This is a genomic window from Streptomyces sp. NPDC101181 (assembly GCF_044767975.1).
Lineage (GTDB): Bacteria > Actinomycetota > Actinomycetes > Streptomycetales > Streptomycetaceae > Streptomyces.
Genome location: NZ_JBIWOX010000005.1, coordinates 315503 through 332787, shown reverse-complemented (window position 1 = coordinate 332787; position 17285 = coordinate 315503). Strand labels below are relative to the sequence as shown.

The following is a 17285-nucleotide window of genomic DNA, read 5'->3' as shown; positions in this document are numbered from 1 at the left end:
AACCCCCCCCCCCCCCCCCCCCCCCCCCCCCCGTCGGGCGTGGGCGGGCGTGCGCCGCCCCCGGGGGGGGGGCGCCCGGGCGGGGGGGGCCCCCCCCCCCCCGGCCCCCCCCCCCCGCCCGCATTTCTCCGGGATGCGCCCGGCAGTTCGCCGGGATATCCGTCAGACGCGACGGTGGCGGCCGTAGTACTCACCGGTCGTGCGGTGGAAGTCCGCGTCACCGATGTGCTTGTCCTTGTCGAACTCCGGCGCTTCCTTGATCTGGTCCTTGGTCAGGTCGATGTAGACCTTCTTGTCGTCGTTGTCGACCCGGTTGACCGTGCCCGCCGGAAGCAGGACGTGCTTGCCGAAGATCCACACTCCGGTGTCGACCACCAGGTAGGACGAGGTCACGTCGTCGGAGTGCTTGTCGACCTTGCCGATGCTGCCGTCGGTCGCCTCGACCTTGTAGCCGATCAGGTCGGTGCCCACGGTGTGGCCGGCGGTCGGCTGGTAGCCCCAGAGGTTCTCGCTCATGATGTCTCCCTCGATTTCGCTAGAATGAAAAGATGTACAGAAACGTGCGTGAAAAGCATGAAGTTTTAGAGCGGTGTGCGAAAGAACGCCGACACCGAAGGGATGCGACCTTCCGGGCGGATCATTTTCTCTCAGCAACCGCTGACAGCCTCGTGCCCTCCACCACGCGGTACATGTCCGCGAAATCGGTTGTTTCTCCGGGCGATTAAGGGGAACTCGAAGCTCGTCGGGTCTGTCCGCGTTCCGATGGGACCGGGGCGCGGACAGACCTCGCGAGCACCCCCGCGCTCAGTGCCGCAGCGACCGCCCGAACCCGGCCGCCAGGGGCATCCGCAGCCCCAGCGGCGGTGGCGCGGCCAACGCGTCCGCGACCGGCCGGGCGTAGGACCGGGCGAAGAGCGACCCCCGTACGAAGTCGGCGGCCAGCGCGAGGACTTCGGACCGGTGCTGGCGCAGCGCGTGACCGTCGGAGTGCACCTCGAAGCGGCAGATGTCCTGGTGGGACTTCTTCGCCCGCTCGGCCAGCCGGTACGACAGCTCCGGGTCGGTGTGCTCGTCGTTGGTGCCGTGCACGATCAGCACCCGCCGCCCCGCCAGCTGCTTCACCGGCTCGGGGGAATCCGCCGACCCCTCCGGCAGCCAGGGGGCCATCGCCAGGACGGAGTTGACGGCCCCGTGCCCCGCCGCCCGCAGCGCCGCCCGGCCGCCCATCCCGTGACCGGCCAGGCACACCGGCACGTCCCCGTAGCGCCCCTGCACCTCGGTGGCGGCCCACACGGCGTCCTGGACGGGGTCCTCGGCGTCCGCGTTCCACCCCCGGTGGCGGTAGCGCACTACGTGCACCGCCAGGCCGTCGTCCTGCCCGGCGCGGGCCAGGGCGCGGGCGAGCGACAGCTGGGCGGCGTAGGACAGGGTGGAGGGGCGGCGGAGTGAGTCGGCCTCGCCGTCCGGGAGCAGCAGGACCACGCCGCTGACCTCGTTCGGTGCTCCGGCCGTCTGCACGGCCCGCCCCAGTCTGGGGGGTGTCAGGGGAAGTGCGCGCTGTCCCATGACAGAACAGTCTCAGAAGCGCAGATGTACTCCACTGGTCCTCCCGGTCACTGTTGCGCATCGGCGGCGGGCGCCGACGGGCGTTCTACGCGCGTAGGCGCTAGAGTGCGGAGATGACGAGCCAGACCCTCAACGTCCCTGATTCCGACCAGATCCGGCGCGCCCCCAAGGTGCTGCTCCACGACCACCTCGACGGCGGCCTGCGACCGGGCACGATCATCGAACTGGCCCGCGCGCAGGGGTACGACTCCCTCCCCGAGACCGAGGCCGACAAGCTCGGCGTCTGGTTCCGCGAGGCCGCCGACTCCGGCTCGCTGCCCCGGTATCTGGAGACCTTCGCCCACACCTGCGCCGTCATGCAGAGCCGTGACGCGCTGTTCCGGGTGGCCGCCGAGTGCGCCGAGGACCTCGCCGAGGACGGCGTCGTCTACGCCGAGATCCGCTACGCCCCCGAGCAGCACCTGGAGGGCGGGCTGACCCTCGAAGAGGTCGTCGAGGCTGTCAACGCGGGCTTCCGCGAGGGCGAGCGCATCGCCCGCGCCAACGGCCACCGCATCCGCGTCGGCGCCCTGCTCACCGCCATGCGGCACGCGGCCCGCGCGCTGGAGATCGCCGAGCTGGCCAACGGCTACCGCGACCAGGGCGTCGTCGGCTTCGACATCGCGGGCGCCGAGGCCGGGTTCCCGCCCACCCGCCACCTCGACGCGTTCGAGTACCTCAAGCGGGAGAACAACCACTTCACGATCCACGCGGGCGAGGCCTTCGGGCTGCCGTCGATCTGGCAGGCCCTCCAGTGGTGCGGCGCCGACCGGCTCGGCCACGGGGTCCGGATCATCGACGACATCGGGGTCGCCGACGACGGCTCGGTCACCCTGGGCCGCCTCGCCTCCTACGTACGGGACAAGCGCGTCCCCCTGGAGATGTGCCCGACCTCCAACCTCCAGACCGGGGCGGCCGCCTCGTACGCCGAGCACCCGATCGGGCTGCTGCGCAAGCTGCACTTCCGGATCACGGTGAACACGGACAACCGCCTGATGAGCGGGACGAGCATGAGCCGGGAGTTCGAGCATCTGACCGAAGCCTTCGGATACACGCTCGACGACATGCAGTGGTTCACCGTCAATGCGATGAAATCAGCTTTCATTCCTTTCGATGAACGTCTCGCGATGATCAATGACGTCGTCAAGCCCGGGTACGCGGAGCTGAAGTCCGAATGGCTCTTCCGTCAGACGGCTGTGACCAGCGGTTCTTCGGCCTCGGTCGGCTGACCGCGCTCGCTGTGGGAAAGGGCCCGGGAGCAGAATCCCGGCCCTTTCCCGCGTGTCGGGATGTTTGCGGCCGGGGCGGCGGGATGGCTAGTTTGCAGAGCCGCTCACATCCCCTTCCCCAAGGATGAAATCCCCATGAAGAAGTCTGCTGCCAAGACGCTCGGTGTCGCCGCTCTCGGTGCCGCTATCGCCGCCGTCGGCGCCGGTTCCGCCTCCGCGGCCGCCTCCCTGCCGCTCGACACCGCGGCCGGAGCCCTCCCCGTCTCGACCATGGCGCTGGACACCGTCGCGACCTCCGTCCAGAACGCCCCGGTCCAGGAGACCGTCGGCAAGGTCCTCGGCGGCGACGCCACCGACGCGGCCGCCCCGGTGACCGGCCTCCTCGGCGGACTGCCCACCCAGGGCCTCTCCGCCAACGGCATCCCGCTCGGCGGCTGATCCGCCACCCCCGCTCACGCCCGTGGGGCGCACACCCTGAGGATCCAGGGTGTGCGCCCCACGGCGCGTTCTCAGGCCCGCGGACGGCGCACGGTCACCACGCCGACGCCGACGAGGCGGACTTCTCCGTGGGCAGCAGCGCCCAGAGCGCCAGGTAGAGCAGGAACTGCGGGCCGGGCAGCAGGCAGGAGACGACGAAGATCACGCGCATCGTCCCGGCGGAGGTGCCGAAGCGGCGGGCGAGTCCCGCGCACACGCCGCCGATCATGCGGCCTTCGCTCGGGCGGACAAGTGCGGCCATGGTGGGCTCCTTCGCGAACCGTCGAGGTGGGGAGCGGGTGGATGTGCTCCCGATGTATCCAGAGTGCCCCCGGGACGACGGACAAGGCATCGCTCTACGGGGCGATGCCGACCCCGGTAATCGTCGGGGTCGCACCCTGAGGGGCCTCGTCCCTGAGACGGGTCTCCTGGTGGTACCGGGGAAGGTCCCGCACCCCCGGCAGCCCCCGGCGGCGCAGCCGGGCCCGGCACAGCGGCACCACCAGCAGATGGGCCAGCGCGATCCCGCCGGTGTTCAGCAGCACCGAATCGACGTCGACGACCTGACCGGGCACCCCGGTCTGCCCCAGTTCGATCGCGAGCGAGATCAGGGCCCCCGCGGTGACCGTACGCAGCAGCGAGACCCAGGGCGACACGAAGATCCGCCCCCCGGCCATCGGCAGCAGCACCCCCAGCGGAGCCAGCAGGAGCACCGCGCCCCCGATCCGGCGGACCGCCTCGGCCCGGCCGAGCGCGAGGTCCGCCCGGATTCCGGCGAACGGCTCGAAGTTCGCGGCCGCGATCCAGGGCACGTCCAGCGGGCGCAGCGTCAGCCACCCCACGAGCAGCAGATGGGCGAGGAGGAGAACGACCCCCGCCGCGCGGAAGTGGATGACGGTCTGACCGCCCGAACCTTGACGCACGACCACCAAGACGCCCCGGCCGGCGGGATCGGTTCCGTGACGTACCCGACAGCCCACGCGCACCGCTCGCCGGGCGGGCGGTCCGGGGGCCGCGTCAGTTCAGCCCGAGCGCGTCCGGGGTGGTCAGGTCCTGCGGGCGCGCCTTCGTCTGCGAGGTGCACAGATAGCCGCGCGGCGGGTACGTCCCCGGGCCGCCCAGGACCACCGAGCCGTCCGTGGGCAGCGCCCCGGCCTCCGCGTACGTGCACACCAGCTGGGCCAGCGCCTCCGCCGACAGGTCCTCGGGCTGGCTGCTGAGCCGCAGAGTGCCCGCCGGATCCCCGTCCCGCGCCGGGCCGACCACCAGACCCGCCGGGACCGCGGTGGAGAACCCGGCCCGCCGCTCGCTCTCGGGCGGCGCCTGCTGGACCTCCTCCAGCAGCGCCCGCGCCACCTCCAGCCGGTCGGAACCGGCGGCGCCCGCCGCCACCTCGCGGTCCACGGCCACCAGCTGCGAGGCGCACACCAGATACACCGGGGCGCTCACGCTATCCGGCGACCGGGTCGCCACGTCCGAGGCGGCCAGGCGGCACGGCACCCGCGAGGGCGCCCCGCCCGCGTCCACCGGCACCGATGTCGTCCGGATGCCGCAGCCGGAGACCAGCGCCGCCACGGCCAGTACGGCGGCCAGCGAGACCGCCGTACGCCGGGGGCCCCGTGGACCGGAGCGGCGCCGGCCCCGGCCGTACGTGCCCTCGCCGCGCCTCACGCCGCACCGCCTCCGTTCCCGTCCCGGTCCGCTGGGTCCGGGTCGCCGGTGTCGCTCCGCGTCAGCTTCTCCGCGTCGCGCGGCAGCCGCAGTTCGAAGACGGCCCCGCCGTCCGGGGAGTTCGCCGCCGTGATGTCGCCGCCGTGGATGTGCGCGTTCTCCATGGCGATGGAGAGCCCGAGCCCGCTGCCCTCCGACCGCGGCCGGGAGGCACTGGCCTTGTAGAACCGGTCGAACACGTGCGGCAGGACCTCCTCGGGGATACCAGGGCCGTGGTCCCGTACCTCGATGACCAGTTCGTCGCCCTCGGTGCGCACCCGCACCCCCACCGGCGACCCCCCGTGCTTGAGGGCGTTGCCGATCAGGTTGGCCAGGATCACGTCGAGCCTGCGCGGGTCGAGCCGGGCCATCGTGCCCCGCTCCGCGTCCAGGTCCACCGCGTCCAGCCAGGCGCGGGCGTCGATGCACGCGGTGACCTGGTCGGCGACGTCGACGTCGTCCAGCACCAGACGGGCCGTGCCCGCGTCGAAGCGGGTCACCTCCATGAGGTTCTCCACCAGGTCGTTCAGCCGCCGGGTCTCGCTGACCACCAGGTGCACGGCGGGCGCGATCATCGGGTCCAGGCTGTCCGCCTCGTCCTCCAGCACCTCCGCCACCGCGGTGATCGCGGTCAGCGGGGTGCGCAGCTCGTGCGACATGTCGGCGACGAACCGGCGGCTCGCCTCCTCCCGGGCGCTCATGTCCGCGACCTTCTTCTCCAGCGACCCGGCGGTCTTGTTGAACGTACGGGAGAGATCGGCCAGTTCGTCCGTGCCGGAGACCACCAGCCGGGTGTCGAGCTTGCCCTCGCCGAGCTTGCGGGCCGCGTCGCCGAGCCGCTGCACGGGCCGCAGCACCGTCGTCGCGGCGGCCTGCGCCAGCAGCGCCGAGCCGATCAGCGCGAGGGCGGTGGCGATCCCCAGCGACCAGGCCAGCGAATTGAGGTCCTGGCGCTCCTGGTCGAGGGACTTGAGCATGTACCCGGTCGGGCCGCCGCCGATGATCCGCGTACCGGCGACCAGGTAGGGCGTGCCCGCGATGCTCGTACGCTGCCAGAACAGGTGGTACTCGTGCTCGTTGTTCGACGTCAGCGGCTGCCTGCGGGCCACCTGGCTCTGCAACGACTCCGGCACGTCGGCCCGGGTGAAGGTGTCCAGGTCGGAGTAGCCGACGATCGGCTTGCCCCGCTCGCGCTCGTCCTCCAGCAGCACGCTGTAGCCGGGGCTGTCGCTGGCCATCCGCGCCGCGGCCCGCTGGAGGTCGTCCTTGGTGGGCCGTTCCGGCAGCGCCGCCGCGGTCTCCTGCATCTGCCGCCTGAAGTCGTCGAGCGCCGTCCCCTGCGTCCGGGTCAGCACGGCCTCGCGGTTGAGCCAGTACGCGATGCCCGACGCGGACACCGCGGCCACCAGCGCCACCAGTGCGAACACCACGACCAGGCGCAGCCGGAGACTGGTCCAGCGCAGCCCCGCCCGCAGGGACCGCTTGGCGGTCTCGGTCACTGAGGCGTGTCCAGCCGGTAGCCCACGCCCCGCACCGTACGGATCAGGGTCGGCGAGGACGGCACGTCCTCCACCTTCGCGCGCAGCCGCTGCACACAGGCGTCCACCAGCCGGGAGTCGCCCAGGTAGTCGTGTTCCCAGACCAGGCGCAGCAGCTGCTGCCGGGACAGGGCCTGGCCGGGGCGACGGCTCAGCTCCAGCAGGAGCCGCAGCTCGGTCGGCGTGAGCTGCAGATCCTCCCCGTCCTTGGTCACGGTCATGGCCGAGCGGTCGATCACCACGCTCCCGAAGGTCGCGGAGTCGGTCGACTCGCGCTCGCCGCGGCGCAGCACCGCCCGGATCCGGGCGTCCAGCACCCGGCCCTGCACGGGTTTGACCACGTAGTCGTCCGCGCCGGACTCCAGTCCCACCACGACGTCGATGTCGTCGCTGCGCGCGGTCAGCAGAATGATCGGCAGCTGGTCGGTGCGCCGGATCCGGCGGCACACCTCGAAACCGTCGATCCCGGGCAGCATCACATCCAGCACGACCAGGTCGGGCCGCTGCTCGCGCAGCAGCTCCAGGCCGTCCTCTCCCGTCGCCGCGGTGGCCACACGGTGGCCCTGGCGTGACAGCGAGAGTTCGAGGGCCGTGCGGATGGCGTCGTCGTCCTCGATCAGCAACAGGAAAGGCACGGACGTCATTCTGGCCCATGGTGGCGCTTCAGTTCGACCTGCGGTCCGGTCCTCTTCCCGGGGCACGGCCGCGACGGCCCCTGTGACAGGTCTGTGACAGTCGGGGGACAGCGCCATGAAACTGCCCCGGCAAGCTCTTGGGCACCGGGAACGAACGGACTCCACCGATAGGGGGCGCGGAATGAACGCACTGCACAGCACGAGCTCAAGCGCGGTTGTCACGCGTCTCCACGACATCGGGCGGGGTGCGGAGAAGTCCGGCGGCGGGCACGCACGGGGGTGTGTCCGGACCGCCGGGCGTCAGCATCTGCCGTCGCAGTCGACCGCGGAGCAGCCGCGTGCGGCGTACATGACGGTGGTTGACGCGCCCACCGGGAAGATCACGGGGGGCAACGGGGGAAGCGCGTACGGGGAGGCCACGGGGGATCGCACCACCCGGGCGGAGGACGCGGACGCCGAAGCGGCGTTCACGGCCTACGTCCAGGAGCGACGGGCCTCTCTGTACGCCACCGCCTACCACCTGACCGGCGACCGGTTCGAGGCCGAGGACCTGCTCCAGAGCGCCCTGTTCTCGACGTACCGGGCCTGGGACCGGATCAGCGACAAGGCGGCGGTCGGCGGCTATCTGCGCCGCACCATGACCAACCTGCACATCAGCGCCTGGCGCAGGCGCAAGCTGAACGAGTACCCGACCGAGGAGCTGCCGGAGACGGTGGGCGACACGGACGCGATGCGCGGCACGGAGCTGCGGGCGGTGCTGTGGCAGGCCCTCGCCCGACTGCCCGAACTCCAGCGCACGATGCTGGTCCTGCGCTACTACGAGGGCCGCACCGACCCGGAGATCGCGTCGATCCTCGACATCAGTGTCGGCACGGTGAAGTCGAGCATCTGGCGCTCCCTGCGCCGGCTGCGTGAGGACGAGGTCCTCAGCTTCGGACGTGACGAGCAGGAGTCCTTCGGCGAGCTGGTGGCCTGAGGCAGGGCCCTTCGCCTCGGGGGAGGCGGGGGCCGCGGGGGAAAACGGGGGAAGCACGGGGGAGCAGGAAAACGGGGACCGAGGGGGACCCGGGGGGAACACGGGGGAAGGCCCGTCGCTTCGGGGGAGGCGCGGGTCAGGGGGGAACACAGCGGGGTCGTACGGGCCGGGGGGTCCTGTACGGCCCCGCTGTCCGCGTGCGGTACACCCGCCCCGGCCGATCAGCTCCGCGCAATCCCGGCTGTCCGTGTGCCGTTCACCCCGGCATCTGGGTACGGGCCCGCTGTCCGTGTGCCGTTCACCCCGTCACCTCGGTACGGGCCCGCGCCCCACCGGCGTACGCCGGCACCGGCCCGCCGCCGCGGCGGCCAGCCTGCCCAGCGCCTCGTCCTTGCCGCAGGGGTGCGCCCCCAGCGCCGTCTGGCGGGCCACGATCCGACGTTCGGCCCGCATCAGCCGCCAGCCGCGCCGCAGCAGGAACGGCACCGGCTTGCGGCCCTCGCGCAAGTCCCGTGCCAGCCGCCGCCGGAACGTCGTGGAGGGGCGGCCGCGCAGACACAGGGCGTCCGCCAGCAGCCCCAGCTCCTGGCAGCGTTCGACGATGTCCGCCGCGAAGATGCCCTCGGCCACGAAGAGCGGCGAGCGCTCCAGGTGGAAGGTCTCGTGGCCGGTGCGGGAGCTGGTGGCGATGTCGTAGACGGGAACGTCCGTACGGCCGGTCCGGCACAGCTCGGCGACGGCCGCCACCGCCGCGTCCGCGTCCCAGGACGCCGCGGAGTCCCAGTCGATGTCCGCGGAGCCGGGCACGCGGGGCAGCGAGGGGTCGTCGTACTCCTTGTAGAAGTCGTCCAGGCGCAGCACGGGAAGGCCGGTGCGGGCGGCCAGGACGGACTTGCCGGAGCCGGAGGGGCCCGCGAGCAGCACGACGCGGGTCGGGATCGGTTGGGAACTCACAGGACAGAAGTGTGCGCCATTGACCCGCGCAGGCGACCACCCGGGCCCTTTGTTGGTATCGGGCATCCCACCTCAACTACTCTGCGCTTACAGACGATGACCCGAACAGGCTCGATCAGGTGGAAAACATGGCACTTCATGCACGTAAGCCCCAACGTCGCGTCCTGCTGCGCGCCGGTCTGACCGTCTCCGCGCTGGGGGCCGCCCTCGGGGCCGGGGCGGGCTCCGCGCAGGCCGTCTCGCTGCCCGCGCCCGCCGAGGTACCCGAGCAGGGCGTGTCCGCCCTCCAGGCGGTCGGGGAGACGGCCGGGCCCGCGGTGACCAGCGCGCTCGGGACCTCGCTGGCCAGCAGCGTCGCCCCGCTCACCGACCTCCAGCTGGACCCGCTGGCGAACACCGGCGTGGACCCGCTGGACAACGCCGTGGGCACCCAGATCGCCGACTTCAAGCCGGTGACCACCGCGATCGTCACCGACCCCGTCACCAGCGGCGGGGCGCTGAGCGATCTGCCGGTGGTGGGAACGGTGACCGGCCTCGTCACCGGCTGACCGGCACGGCCCCCGCGGCGAACGGGGCCGCGCCCACCACTCCGGCCGGTGGGGGCGGCCTCGTTCGCGTGTCCGAGCGGTGATCTAGTACGAGGAGCCCGCCGCGCCCAGCGCGCCCGTCGGGTGCCACACCGTCTTGGTCTCCAGGAACGCCGTCAGGCGGTCCGTGCCGGGGGAGGCCAGCCAGTCCGCGGAGCCCGACGCGCCGTCCGCCTCGCCGCTCCGCGGGCGCAGGACGCGCTTCAGGTTGTCGGCGGCCGCGATCTCCAGCTCCTTCGCCAACTCGGCGTCCGCGCCGGTCAGGTCGATCGCGTTGACGTCGCCGTGCGCGGCGAGCGGCGTGGCGATCTCCGCCGTCCCGCCCGACAGGATGTTGACCACACCGCCGGGGACGTCCGAGGTGGCCAGCACCTCGCCCAGCGACAGTGCGGGCAGCGGGGCGTCCGCCGAGGCGACGACGACGGCCGTGTTGCCGGTCGCGATGACCGGGGCGAGGACCGACACCAGCCCGAGGAGCGACGACTTCTGCGGCGCGAGGACCGCGACGACACCGGTCGGCTCGGGGGTGGAGAGGTTGAAGTACGGGCCCGCGACCGGGTTCGCCCCGCCCGCGATCTGGCCGATCTTGTCGGTCCAGCCCGCGTACCAGACCCAGCGGTCGACCGCCGCGTCCACCGCGGCCGCCGCCTTGGACCGGGACAGCCCCTCGGAGGCGGCGACCTCGCGGACGAACTGCTCCTTGCGTCCCTCCAGCATCTCCGCGACGCGGTAGAGGACCTGGCCGCGGTTGTACGCGGTCGCGCCCGACCAGCCGCCGAACGCCTTGCGCGCGGCGACGACCGCGTCACGGGCGTCCTTGCGGGAGGACCGCGGAGCGTTGGCGAGCCACTGGCCGCTGCCCGAGCCCGTGGCTGATGTCTTCGTCGTCACCTCGTACACCCGGCCGCTCTCGGAGCGGGGGAACTTGCCCCCGACGTACAGCTTGTAGGTCTTGAAGACGCCGAGGCGCCGCTCGGCCGAGCCGTTGCTTGCTTCGCGGTCAGACATCGAGGTACGCCTCCAGGCCGTGGCGGCCGCCCTCGCGGCCGTAGCCCGACTCCTTGTATCCGCCGAACGGCGACGTCGGGTCGAACTTGTTGAACGTGTTGGCCCAGACGACGCCCGCGCGGAGCTTGTTCGCCACCGCGAGGATGCGGGAGCCCTTCTCCGTCCAGATGCCCGCCGAGAGGCCGTACTGGCTGTTGTTGGCCTTGGCGACCGCCTCGTCCGGGGTGCGGAAGGTGAGGACGGACAGGACCGGGCCGAAGATCTCGTCGCGGGCCACCGTGTGCGCCTGGGTGACGTTCGTGAAGAGCGTCGGGGCGAACCAGTACCCGGAGGAGGGCAGTTCGCACGGGGCGCTCCAGCGCTCCGCGCCCTCCGCCTCGCCGGTCTCCACCAGGGCGGTGATCCGGGCCAGCTGCTCGGCGGAGTTGATCGCGCCGATGTCGGTGTTCTTGTCCAGCGGGTCGCCCAGGCGCAGCGTGGCCAGGCGGCGCTTCAGCGCGTCCAGCACCTCGTCCTGGACCGACTCCTGGACCAGCAGCCGGGAGCCCGCGCAGCAGACCTGGCCCTGGTTGAAGAAGATGCCGGTGACGATGCCCTCGACGGCCTGGTCGACCGGGGCGTCGTCGAAGACGATGTTGGCGCCCTTGCCGCCCAGCTCCAGGGTGACCTTCTTGTCCGTGCCCGCGACGGAGCGCGCGATGGCCTTGCCGACGGCGGTCGAACCGGTGAAGGCCACCTTGTCGACGTCCGGGTGCGTCACGAGCGCCTCGCCCGCGTCCCCGTAGCCCGTCAGGATGTTGACGACGCCCTTGGGAAGCCCGGCCTGGCGGCAGATGTCCGCGAAGAACAGCGCGCTCAGCGGGGTCGTCTCGGCGGGCTTCAGGACCACCGTGTTGCCGGTGGCGAGCGCCGGGGCGATCTTCCAGGCGAGCATCAGCAGCGGGAAGTTCCACGGGATGACCTGGCCGGCCACGCCGAGCGGACGGGGGTTCGCCCCGTATCCCGCGTGGTCCAGCTTGTCGGCCCAGCCCGCGTAGTAGAAGAAGTGCGCGGCCACCAGCGGGAGGTCCGCGTCGCGGGTCTCCCTGATCGGCTTGCCGTTGTCCAGGGTCTCCAGGACGGCCAGCTCGCGGCTGCGCTCCTGGACGATCCGGGCGATGCGGAACAGGTACTTGGCGCGCTCGGAGCCGGGCAGCGCCGACCACTTCCCGAACGCCTTGCGGGCCGCCTTCACCGCCCGCTCCACGTCCGCCGCGCCCGCCCGCGCGACCTCGGAGAGCACCTCCTCGGTGCTCGGCGAGACGGTCTTGAAGACCTTGCCGTCGGCGGCCTCGGTGAACTCACCGTCGATGAACAGCCCGTAGGACGGGGCGATGTCGACGACGGAACGGGACTCCGGCGCCGGTGCGTACTCGAATGCGGATGCCATGGCTTATCAGTCCACCGTCACGTAATCGGGGCCGGAGTAACGGCCGGTGCTGAGCTTCTGGCGCTGCATCAGCAGGTCGTTGAGGAGGCTGGAGGCGCCGAACCGGAACCAGTGCGGGTCCAGCCAGTCCTCGCCCGCGGTCTCGTTCACCAGGACCAGGAACTTCACCGCGTCCTTGGTGGTGCGGATGCCGCCGGCCGGCTTCACCCCGATCTGCACGCCGGTGGCCGCCCGGAAGTCCCGGACCGCCTCCAGCATCAGGAGGGTGTTGGCGGGGGTGGCGTTGGTGGCCACCTTGCCGGTCGAGGTCTTGATGAAGTCCGCGCCCGCGAGCATCCCGAGCCAGGAGGCCCGGCGGATGTTGTCGTACGTGGACAGCTCGCCGGTCTCGAAGATCACCTTGAGGCGGGCGGCCCCGCACTCGGCCTTGACGGCCACGATCTCCTCGTAGACCTTCAGGAACCGGCCGGAGAGGAACGCCCCCCGGTCGATCACCATGTCGATCTCGTCGGCCCCGGCCGCCACCGCGTCCCGGACGTCCGCCAGCTTGACGTCCAGCGGCGCGCGGCCCGCCGGGAAGGCGGTCGCCACGGACGCCACCTTCACGCCGGAACCGGCCAGCGCGGCGACGGCGGTGGCCGCCATGTCGGGGTAGACGCAGACGGCCGCGGTGCGCGGGGTCGTGCGGTCGGTCGGGTCGGGGTGGACGGCCTTGGCGGCGAGGGCCCGGACCTTGCCCGGGGTGTCCGCGCCTTCCAGCGTCGTGAGGTCGATCATCGAGATGGCGAGATCGATGGCGTACGCCTTGGCCGTCGTCTTGATCGACCGGGTGCCGAGGGCGGCGGCGCGCGCTTCGAGGCCGACGGCGTCGACGCCGGGCAGCCCGGACAGGAAGCGGCGCAGCGCACTGTCGGACGCGGTCGCGTCGGTGAATGCGGGAGCAGTGGTGGGCATGGTCACCAGATGAGCATATCTACGCGCGTAGCGACCTGTACAGGGGGCCGGACGATCCGGGCGATCCACCCCCGGCGTCCGGGCGCGGGCGGGCGCTCCGCCGGGCCGCGCGTCCATCGGGCAGAATCGGCCCCATGACGAGCCCCACACCCCCCGCAGAGCCGCCCCACGCCGAGCGGACCTACCGGTCCACGGCCGCGCTGGTCTGCGGGGTGCTGCTGCTCCTGCTGGTCGCCTGGATGGCCGGGGACGCCATGGTCCGGGGCGAGGGCCGGGTGCCGTGGCTGGCACTGGCCGCGCTGCTCCTCGTGGTGCCGCTGGTCGTCGCGTTCACCCTGCGGCCCGCGGTGTTCGCGGACGACGAGCGCATCCGCGTCCGCAACCCGTTCCGGACCGTCCTGCTGCCCTGGACGGAGGTTGCCGACGTCCGCGCCTCGTACTCCTCCGAGCTGATCGCCCAGGACGGCAGGAAGTACCAGCTGTGGTCCGTCCCCGTCTCCCTGCGCGCCCGCAAGCGCGCCGCCCGTACGGCGGCCCGCGCGGCGCACGACGACCCCTACGGCCGGACCTCGGTCAACGCCGACGTCCGCGACGCCGCCGGGCGCACCGCCTCCGCCGACCAGACCGTCCGCGATCTGCGGGACCTGGCCGAGAGCGCGGGCGGTACGACGCCGGAGGGGGCGGCCGCGGTCTCGGTGCGCTGGGCGTACGAGGTCATCGCCCCGGCCGCCGCGGGCGCGGTGCTGCTGGCGGTGCTGGTCGCGCTGGGCTGAGCGGCGGGCGACGGGAGCTGCCCGCCCCGTCACGCCGGAAGGGCCGGTACCCACCCGGGGATACCGGCCCTTCCCGCGTTCCGGTCCGCGCAGGGTTCTCGTCCGCGCAGGGTTCTCGTCGGCGTCGGGTTCCCGTCCGCGTCGCGAGGTGTACGCGCCGCGGGGTGTGCGCGGCGGTCAGATCCCCGCTGCCGCCGCCAGGTCCCGCTTGATCCCGGCGAGCAGCTCCGCCCCCCGCTCCCGCGCGGCGGGCAGCGAGGCGGCGTCGGCCACCGGGACGACCACCTCCAGGTAGCACTTCAGCTTCGGCTCGGTGCCGCTCGGGCGGACGATCACCCGGGCGCCCTCCAGCCGGTAGCGCAGCCCGTCGGTGGGCGGCAGCGCCTCCGAGCCCCGTGACAGGTCCTCGGCCGAGGTGACCGCGAGGCCCGCGAGGGCGGTCGGCGGCTGCTCCCGGAGCCGGGCCATGGCGTCCGCGATGACCCTCAGGTCCTCCACCCGCACCGAGAGCTGGTCGGTGGCGTGCAGCCCGTGCACCAGCGCCAGGTCGTCCAGCAGATCCAGCAGGGTGCGGCCCCGCTCCTTGAGCACCGAGGCCAGTTCGGCCACGAGCAGCGCGGCCGTGATGCCGTCCTTGTCGCGGACGCCCTCGGGGTCGACGCAGTAGCCGAGCGCCTCCTCGTAGCCGTAGCGCAGGCCGTCCACCCGGGCGATCCACTTGAAGCCCGTCAGCGTCTCCTCGTGGCCGATCCCCGCCTTCCCGGCGATCCGGCCGAGCAGGGAGGACGACACGATCGACTCCGCGAACACGCCGCTCACGCCCCGCTCCACCAGGTGCGCGGCGAGCAGCGCGCCCACCTCGTCGCCGCGCAGCATCCGCCAGCCGCCCTCCGCGGCGGGGTCGGGCACGGCGACGGCGCAGCGGTCCGCGTCCGGGTCGTTGGCGATGACCAGGTCCGGGGCGGCCCGGCGTGCGGTGGCGAACGCGAGATCCATCGCGCCGGGCTCCTCCGGGTTGGGGAAGGCCACGGTGGGGAACGCCGGGTCCGGCTCGGCCTGCTCGGCCACGAGCACCGGCGCGGGGAACCCGGCCCGCGCGAACGCGGCGGTCAGCACGGAGGTGCCGACGCCGTGCAGCGCGGTGTACACGACGCGTGCCGTACGGGGGCTGCCGGAGGCCAGGACCGCGTCCGTACGGGCGAGGTAGGCCTCCAGGACCTCCTCGCCCAGGGTCTCCCAGCCGTCCTCGGGGCGGACCACGCCCGCCAGCGGGCCGACCGCCTCGATGGCGGCCGCGATCTCGCCGTCGGCCGGGGGCACGATCTGCGAGCCGTCGCCGAGGTACACCTTGTAGCCGTTGTCGCGCGGCGGGTTGTGGCTGGCGGTCACCTCGACCCCGGCGACAGCCCCCAAGTGCCTTATGGCGTAGGCCAGTACGGGGGTGGGGAGCGGCCGGGGCAGGACGGCGGCGCGCAGCCCGGCCCCGGTCATGACAGCCGCGGTGTCGCGCGCGAAGTCGGCGGACTTGTAGCGGGCGTCGTACCCGATGACGACGAGGCCGCCGCCGTGCCCCTGGTCCCGGAGATAGGCCGCCAGGCCCGCCGCCGCGCGGATCACCACCGACCGGTTCATCCGCATCGGCCCCGCCCCCAGCTCACCGCGGAGCCCCGCCGTGCCGAACTGGAGGGTGCCCGCGAACCGGGCGGCCAGCTCGTCGGTGTCGCCCGCCTCGATGAGGGCGCCCAGCTCGTCGCGGGTCTCGGGGTCGGGGTCCTCGGCCAGCCAGTTACTGGCCTGCGCGATGAGGTCGTGCTGCACGGGGGCCGCCTTTCGGAGTGCGGAGTGCGGAGTGCGGGGTCGGGGCGGGGGCGAGGGACGGGGACGGGGCGGGACGGGCTGGGGCGGCACGGGCGGGTCGTACGGGCCGTTCGGACGGGGCGCCGTACGCACGGGGTGGGGCGGGGGCCCCGGGGTCAGATCCGCTCCAGCACCCGCGCCAGCAGGGCGCCCATCCGGGTCGCGGAGTCGCGGCCCGCCTGGAGGACCTCCTCGTGGTTGAGGGGTTCCCCGGAGAGGCCCGCCGCCAGGTTGGTGACGAGGGAGAGGCCCAGCACCTCGGCGCCCGCCTCGCGGGCCGCGATGGCCTCCAGGACCGTGGACATGCCCACCAGGTCGCCGCCGAGCACCCGGACCATGTTGATCTCGGCCGGGGTCTCGTAGTGCGGGCCGGGGAACTGGACGTACACGCCCTCTTCGAGGCTGGCGTCGATCTCCTTGCACAGCGCGCGCAGCCGCGGCGAGTACAGGTCGGTCAGGTCGACGAAGTTGGCGCCGATGATCGGGGAGGCGGCCGTCATGTTGATGTGGTCGCTGATCAGCACCGGCTGACCCGGACGCATGCCCTCGCGCAGGCCGCCGCAGCCGTTGGTCAGGACGACGGTCTTGCAGCCCGCGGCCACCGCCGTACGGACCCCGTGAGCGACGGCGGCGACGCCCCGGCCCTCGTAGAAGTGCGTGCGGCCGAGGAAGACCAGGGCGCGCTTCTCGCCGATTGTGTACGAGCGGACCGTGCCGCCGTGGCCCTCGACCGCCGGGGCCGGGAAGCCGGGCAGATCGGTGACGGGGAACTCGGCCTCCGGGGCGCCGAGCGCCTCGCCCGCGGGCGCCCAGCCGGAGCCCATGACCAGGGCGACGTCATGGGTCTCGGCGCCGGTCAGCTCGCGCAGGCGGGCGGCGGCCCCGGCGGCGGCCGCCTGCGGGTCGCCCTGGATGTTGTCCGGAATAACAGATGCGTTCACGCGGACGAGGGTAACCGCTGATTCCCTACGCGCGTAGATGACCTGGCGCAGAGGCTATCAGGGAGTCTTTGTGGCTTCGCACGAAAGAGGTCCGCCCGGAGCGCGAAGGAGATCCGCCCGGAGGCGGATACGCCCTGCTCAGCAGGGGCGCTTGCGCAGCTCCATCACGTAGTCGTGCGGGGCGCCCGCGGACTCGGCCGCGTCCGCGATCTCGCCCAGATACCGCGCCGAGGGCAGCCCGCCCTCGTAACCGTTCAGCACGTAGATCCAGGCCGGCTCCTCGCCGTCCAGGGTGTGCACCCGGATACGCATCCGGCGGTAGATGTCGAGACCGACGCCCTCCCAGCGGTCCATGGAGTCCTCGTCCATCGGGGCCAGGTCGTACAGCGCGACGAAGACCTGGGAGCGCGGCGCCTCCACCACGGTGGCCAGCGCCCCCTCCCAGCCCATCTGCTCCCCGCCGAAGGTCAGCCGCCAGCCGCTGAGCCAGCCGGTGCTGCGCATCGGGGAATGCGGGGCGCGGCGGGTCATCAGCCGCGCGTCGAGGTTGCCGGCGTACGCGGCGTAGAGCGACATGGGTCCGAGGGTACGGGAGGCGGGCGGGGGAGCGGC

At 72.8% G+C, this 17285-nt stretch carries 19 protein-coding genes; 5 read left to right on the top strand and 14 right to left on the bottom strand.

Annotation, left to right across the window (positions count from 1 at the left end; all coding sequences use genetic code 11):
* Positions 1-162: 162 nt before the first annotated feature.
* Complete coding sequence (locus tag ACIRRU_RS11225) at positions 163-516, bottom strand: PRC-barrel domain-containing protein (protein ID WP_363202951.1); 354 nt, start codon at positions 514-516, stop codon at positions 163-165.
* Positions 517-804: 288 nt separating this feature from the next.
* The gene (locus tag ACIRRU_RS11220) at positions 805-1566 is read right to left on the bottom strand and encodes an alpha/beta hydrolase (protein WP_403678730.1); all 762 of its coding nucleotides are present in this window, start codon (positions 1564-1566) and stop codon (positions 805-807) included.
* Positions 1567-1679: 113 nt separating this feature from the next.
* Between ACIRRU_RS11220 and ACIRRU_RS11215 the strand changes: the two genes are divergently transcribed.
* Both ACIRRU_RS11215 and ACIRRU_RS11210 read left to right on the top strand, forming a co-directional pair.
* On the top strand, positions 1680-2834 hold the full coding sequence (locus tag ACIRRU_RS11215; RefSeq protein WP_403678729.1) for an adenosine deaminase: 1155 nt from the start codon (positions 1680-1682) through the stop codon (positions 2832-2834).
* 135 nt (positions 2835-2969) lie between these two features.
* Positions 2970-3272, top strand: a complete 303-nt coding sequence (locus tag ACIRRU_RS11210; protein ID WP_403678727.1) for a hypothetical protein — start codon at positions 2970-2972, stop codon at positions 3270-3272.
* A 94-nt stretch (positions 3273-3366) separates the two neighbouring features.
* On the opposite strand, the gene ACIRRU_RS11205 is transcribed toward ACIRRU_RS11210, so the two are convergent.
* The 5 genes from ACIRRU_RS11205 to afsQ1 all read right to left on the bottom strand — a co-directional run bounded on the left by ACIRRU_RS11205 (position 3367) and on the right by afsQ1 (position 7194).
* The gene (locus tag ACIRRU_RS11205) at positions 3367-3573 is read right to left on the bottom strand and encodes a PspC domain-containing protein (protein ID WP_363202947.1); all 207 of its coding nucleotides are present in this window, start codon (positions 3571-3573) and stop codon (positions 3367-3369) included.
* A gap of 94 nt (positions 3574-3667) precedes the next feature.
* Entirely contained in the window at positions 3668-4240 is a 573-nt protein-coding gene (locus ACIRRU_RS11200) for a VanZ family protein (protein WP_403678724.1), read from the bottom strand.
* Positions 4241-4328: 88 nt separating this feature from the next.
* Positions 4329-4982, bottom strand: a complete 654-nt coding sequence (locus ACIRRU_RS11195) for a hypothetical protein (RefSeq protein ID WP_403678723.1) — start codon at positions 4980-4982, stop codon at positions 4329-4331.
* Complete coding sequence (locus ACIRRU_RS11190; protein ID WP_403678721.1) at positions 4979-6520, bottom strand: ATP-binding protein; 1542 nt, start codon at positions 6518-6520, stop codon at positions 4979-4981. Before ACIRRU_RS11190 ends, ACIRRU_RS11195 begins: the two co-directional genes overlap by 4 nt.
* Positions 6517-7194 carry a two-component system response regulator AfsQ1 gene (gene afsQ1 / locus ACIRRU_RS11185; RefSeq protein WP_363202963.1) on the bottom strand — a complete coding sequence of 226 codons (678 nt, stop codon included), beginning with the start codon at positions 7192-7194 and terminating at the stop codon, positions 6517-6519. The genes ACIRRU_RS11190 and afsQ1 overlap by 4 nt, the downstream gene beginning before the upstream one ends.
* A gap of 181 nt (positions 7195-7375) precedes the next feature.
* Here afsQ1 and ACIRRU_RS11180 point away from each other — a divergent pair, with 181 nt between their 5' ends.
* Entirely contained in the window at positions 7376-8170 is a 795-nt protein-coding gene (locus ACIRRU_RS11180) for a SigE family RNA polymerase sigma factor (protein WP_403678720.1), read from the top strand.
* Between the two features lie 306 nt (positions 8171-8476).
* Here ACIRRU_RS11180 and ACIRRU_RS11175 read toward each other — a convergent pair whose 3' ends face one another.
* Positions 8477-9190 (bottom strand): uridine kinase, encoded by a 714-nt coding sequence (locus ACIRRU_RS11175; RefSeq protein WP_403678718.1) that lies wholly within the window; start codon positions 9188-9190, stop codon positions 8477-8479.
* A 62-nt stretch (positions 9191-9252) separates the two neighbouring features.
* Between ACIRRU_RS11175 and ACIRRU_RS11170 the strand changes: the two genes are divergently transcribed.
* The gene (locus tag ACIRRU_RS11170) at positions 9253-9672 is read left to right on the top strand and encodes a hypothetical protein (RefSeq protein WP_363202941.1); all 420 of its coding nucleotides are present in this window, start codon (positions 9253-9255) and stop codon (positions 9670-9672) included.
* An 84-nt stretch (positions 9673-9756) separates the two neighbouring features.
* Here ACIRRU_RS11170 and ACIRRU_RS11165 read toward each other — a convergent pair whose 3' ends face one another.
* Genes ACIRRU_RS11165 through deoC form a run of 3 tightly spaced genes read right to left on the bottom strand, consistent with a single transcriptional unit; the run spans position 9757 to position 13102 of the window.
* Positions 9757-10719: an aldehyde dehydrogenase family protein gene (locus ACIRRU_RS11165; protein ID WP_403678716.1), complete on the bottom strand. Its 963-nt coding sequence runs from the start codon at positions 10717-10719 to the stop codon at positions 9757-9759.
* Complete coding sequence (locus tag ACIRRU_RS11160; protein WP_363202939.1) at positions 10712-12148, bottom strand: aldehyde dehydrogenase family protein; 1437 nt, start codon at positions 12146-12148, stop codon at positions 10712-10714. The genes ACIRRU_RS11165 and ACIRRU_RS11160 overlap by 8 nt, the downstream gene beginning before the upstream one ends.
* Before the next feature lie 6 nt (positions 12149-12154).
* Positions 12155-13102, bottom strand: a complete 948-nt coding sequence (deoC, locus tag ACIRRU_RS11155) for a deoxyribose-phosphate aldolase (protein WP_403678756.1) — start codon at positions 13100-13102, stop codon at positions 12155-12157.
* A gap of 134 nt (positions 13103-13236) precedes the next feature.
* Here deoC and ACIRRU_RS11150 point away from each other — a divergent pair, with 134 nt between their 5' ends.
* A complete protein-coding gene (locus ACIRRU_RS11150; RefSeq protein ID WP_403678714.1) occupies positions 13237-13875 on the top strand; it encodes a PH domain-containing protein in 639 nt (212 codons plus the stop codon).
* A 177-nt stretch (positions 13876-14052) separates the two neighbouring features.
* On the opposite strand, the gene ACIRRU_RS11145 is transcribed toward ACIRRU_RS11150, so the two are convergent.
* The 3 genes from ACIRRU_RS11145 to ACIRRU_RS11135 form a co-directional block, all read right to left on the bottom strand.
* Positions 14053-15693: a phospho-sugar mutase gene (locus ACIRRU_RS11145; protein WP_403678713.1), complete on the bottom strand. Its 1641-nt coding sequence runs from the start codon at positions 15691-15693 to the stop codon at positions 14053-14055.
* A 155-nt stretch (positions 15694-15848) separates the two neighbouring features.
* Complete coding sequence (locus ACIRRU_RS11140) at positions 15849-16673, bottom strand: purine-nucleoside phosphorylase (RefSeq protein ID WP_403678711.1); 825 nt, start codon at positions 16671-16673, stop codon at positions 15849-15851.
* A gap of 138 nt (positions 16674-16811) precedes the next feature.
* Positions 16812-17249 (bottom strand): gamma-glutamylcyclotransferase, encoded by a 438-nt coding sequence (locus tag ACIRRU_RS11135; protein ID WP_199940314.1) that lies wholly within the window; start codon positions 17247-17249, stop codon positions 16812-16814.
* Between the last annotated feature and the right edge of the window lie 36 nt (positions 17250-17285).

Excerpts from the sequence above, each read along its gene's own strand:
- ACIRRU_RS11225 (WP_363202951.1), bottom strand. The coding sequence starts at position 516 with ATGAGCGAGAACCTCTGGGGCTACCAGCCGACCGCCGGCCACACCGTG.
- ACIRRU_RS11220 (WP_403678730.1), bottom strand. The coding sequence starts at position 1,566 with ATGGGACAGCGCGCACTTCCCCTGACACCCCCCAGACTGGGGCGGGCC.
- ACIRRU_RS11215 (WP_403678729.1), top strand. The coding sequence starts at position 1,680 with ATGACGAGCCAGACCCTCAACGTCCCTGATTCCGACCAGATCCGGCGC.
- ACIRRU_RS11210 (WP_403678727.1), top strand. The coding sequence starts at position 2,970 with ATGAAGAAGTCTGCTGCCAAGACGCTCGGTGTCGCCGCTCTCGGTGCC.
- ACIRRU_RS11205 (WP_363202947.1), bottom strand. The coding sequence starts at position 3,573 with ATGGCCGCACTTGTCCGCCCGAGCGAAGGCCGCATGATCGGCGGCGTG.
- ACIRRU_RS11180 (WP_403678720.1), top strand. The coding sequence starts at position 7,376 with ATGAACGCACTGCACAGCACGAGCTCAAGCGCGGTTGTCACGCGTCTC.
- ACIRRU_RS11175 (WP_403678718.1), bottom strand. The coding sequence starts at position 9,190 with ATGCCCGATACCAACAAAGGGCCCGGGTGGTCGCCTGCGCGGGTCAAT.
- ACIRRU_RS11170 (WP_363202941.1), top strand. The coding sequence starts at position 9,253 with ATGGCACTTCATGCACGTAAGCCCCAACGTCGCGTCCTGCTGCGCGCC.
- ACIRRU_RS11165 (WP_403678716.1), bottom strand. The coding sequence starts at position 10,719 with ATGTCTGACCGCGAAGCAAGCAACGGCTCGGCCGAGCGGCGCCTCGGC.
- ACIRRU_RS11160 (WP_363202939.1), bottom strand. The coding sequence starts at position 12,148 with ATGGCATCCGCATTCGAGTACGCACCGGCGCCGGAGTCCCGTTCCGTC.
- deoC (WP_403678756.1), bottom strand. The coding sequence starts at position 13,102 with ATGCCCACCACTGCTCCCGCATTCACCGACGCGACCGCGTCCGACAGT.
- ACIRRU_RS11150 (WP_403678714.1), top strand. The coding sequence starts at position 13,237 with ATGACGAGCCCCACACCCCCCGCAGAGCCGCCCCACGCCGAGCGGACC.
- ACIRRU_RS11135 (WP_199940314.1), bottom strand. The coding sequence starts at position 17,249 with ATGTCGCTCTACGCCGCGTACGCCGGCAACCTCGACGCGCGGCTGATG.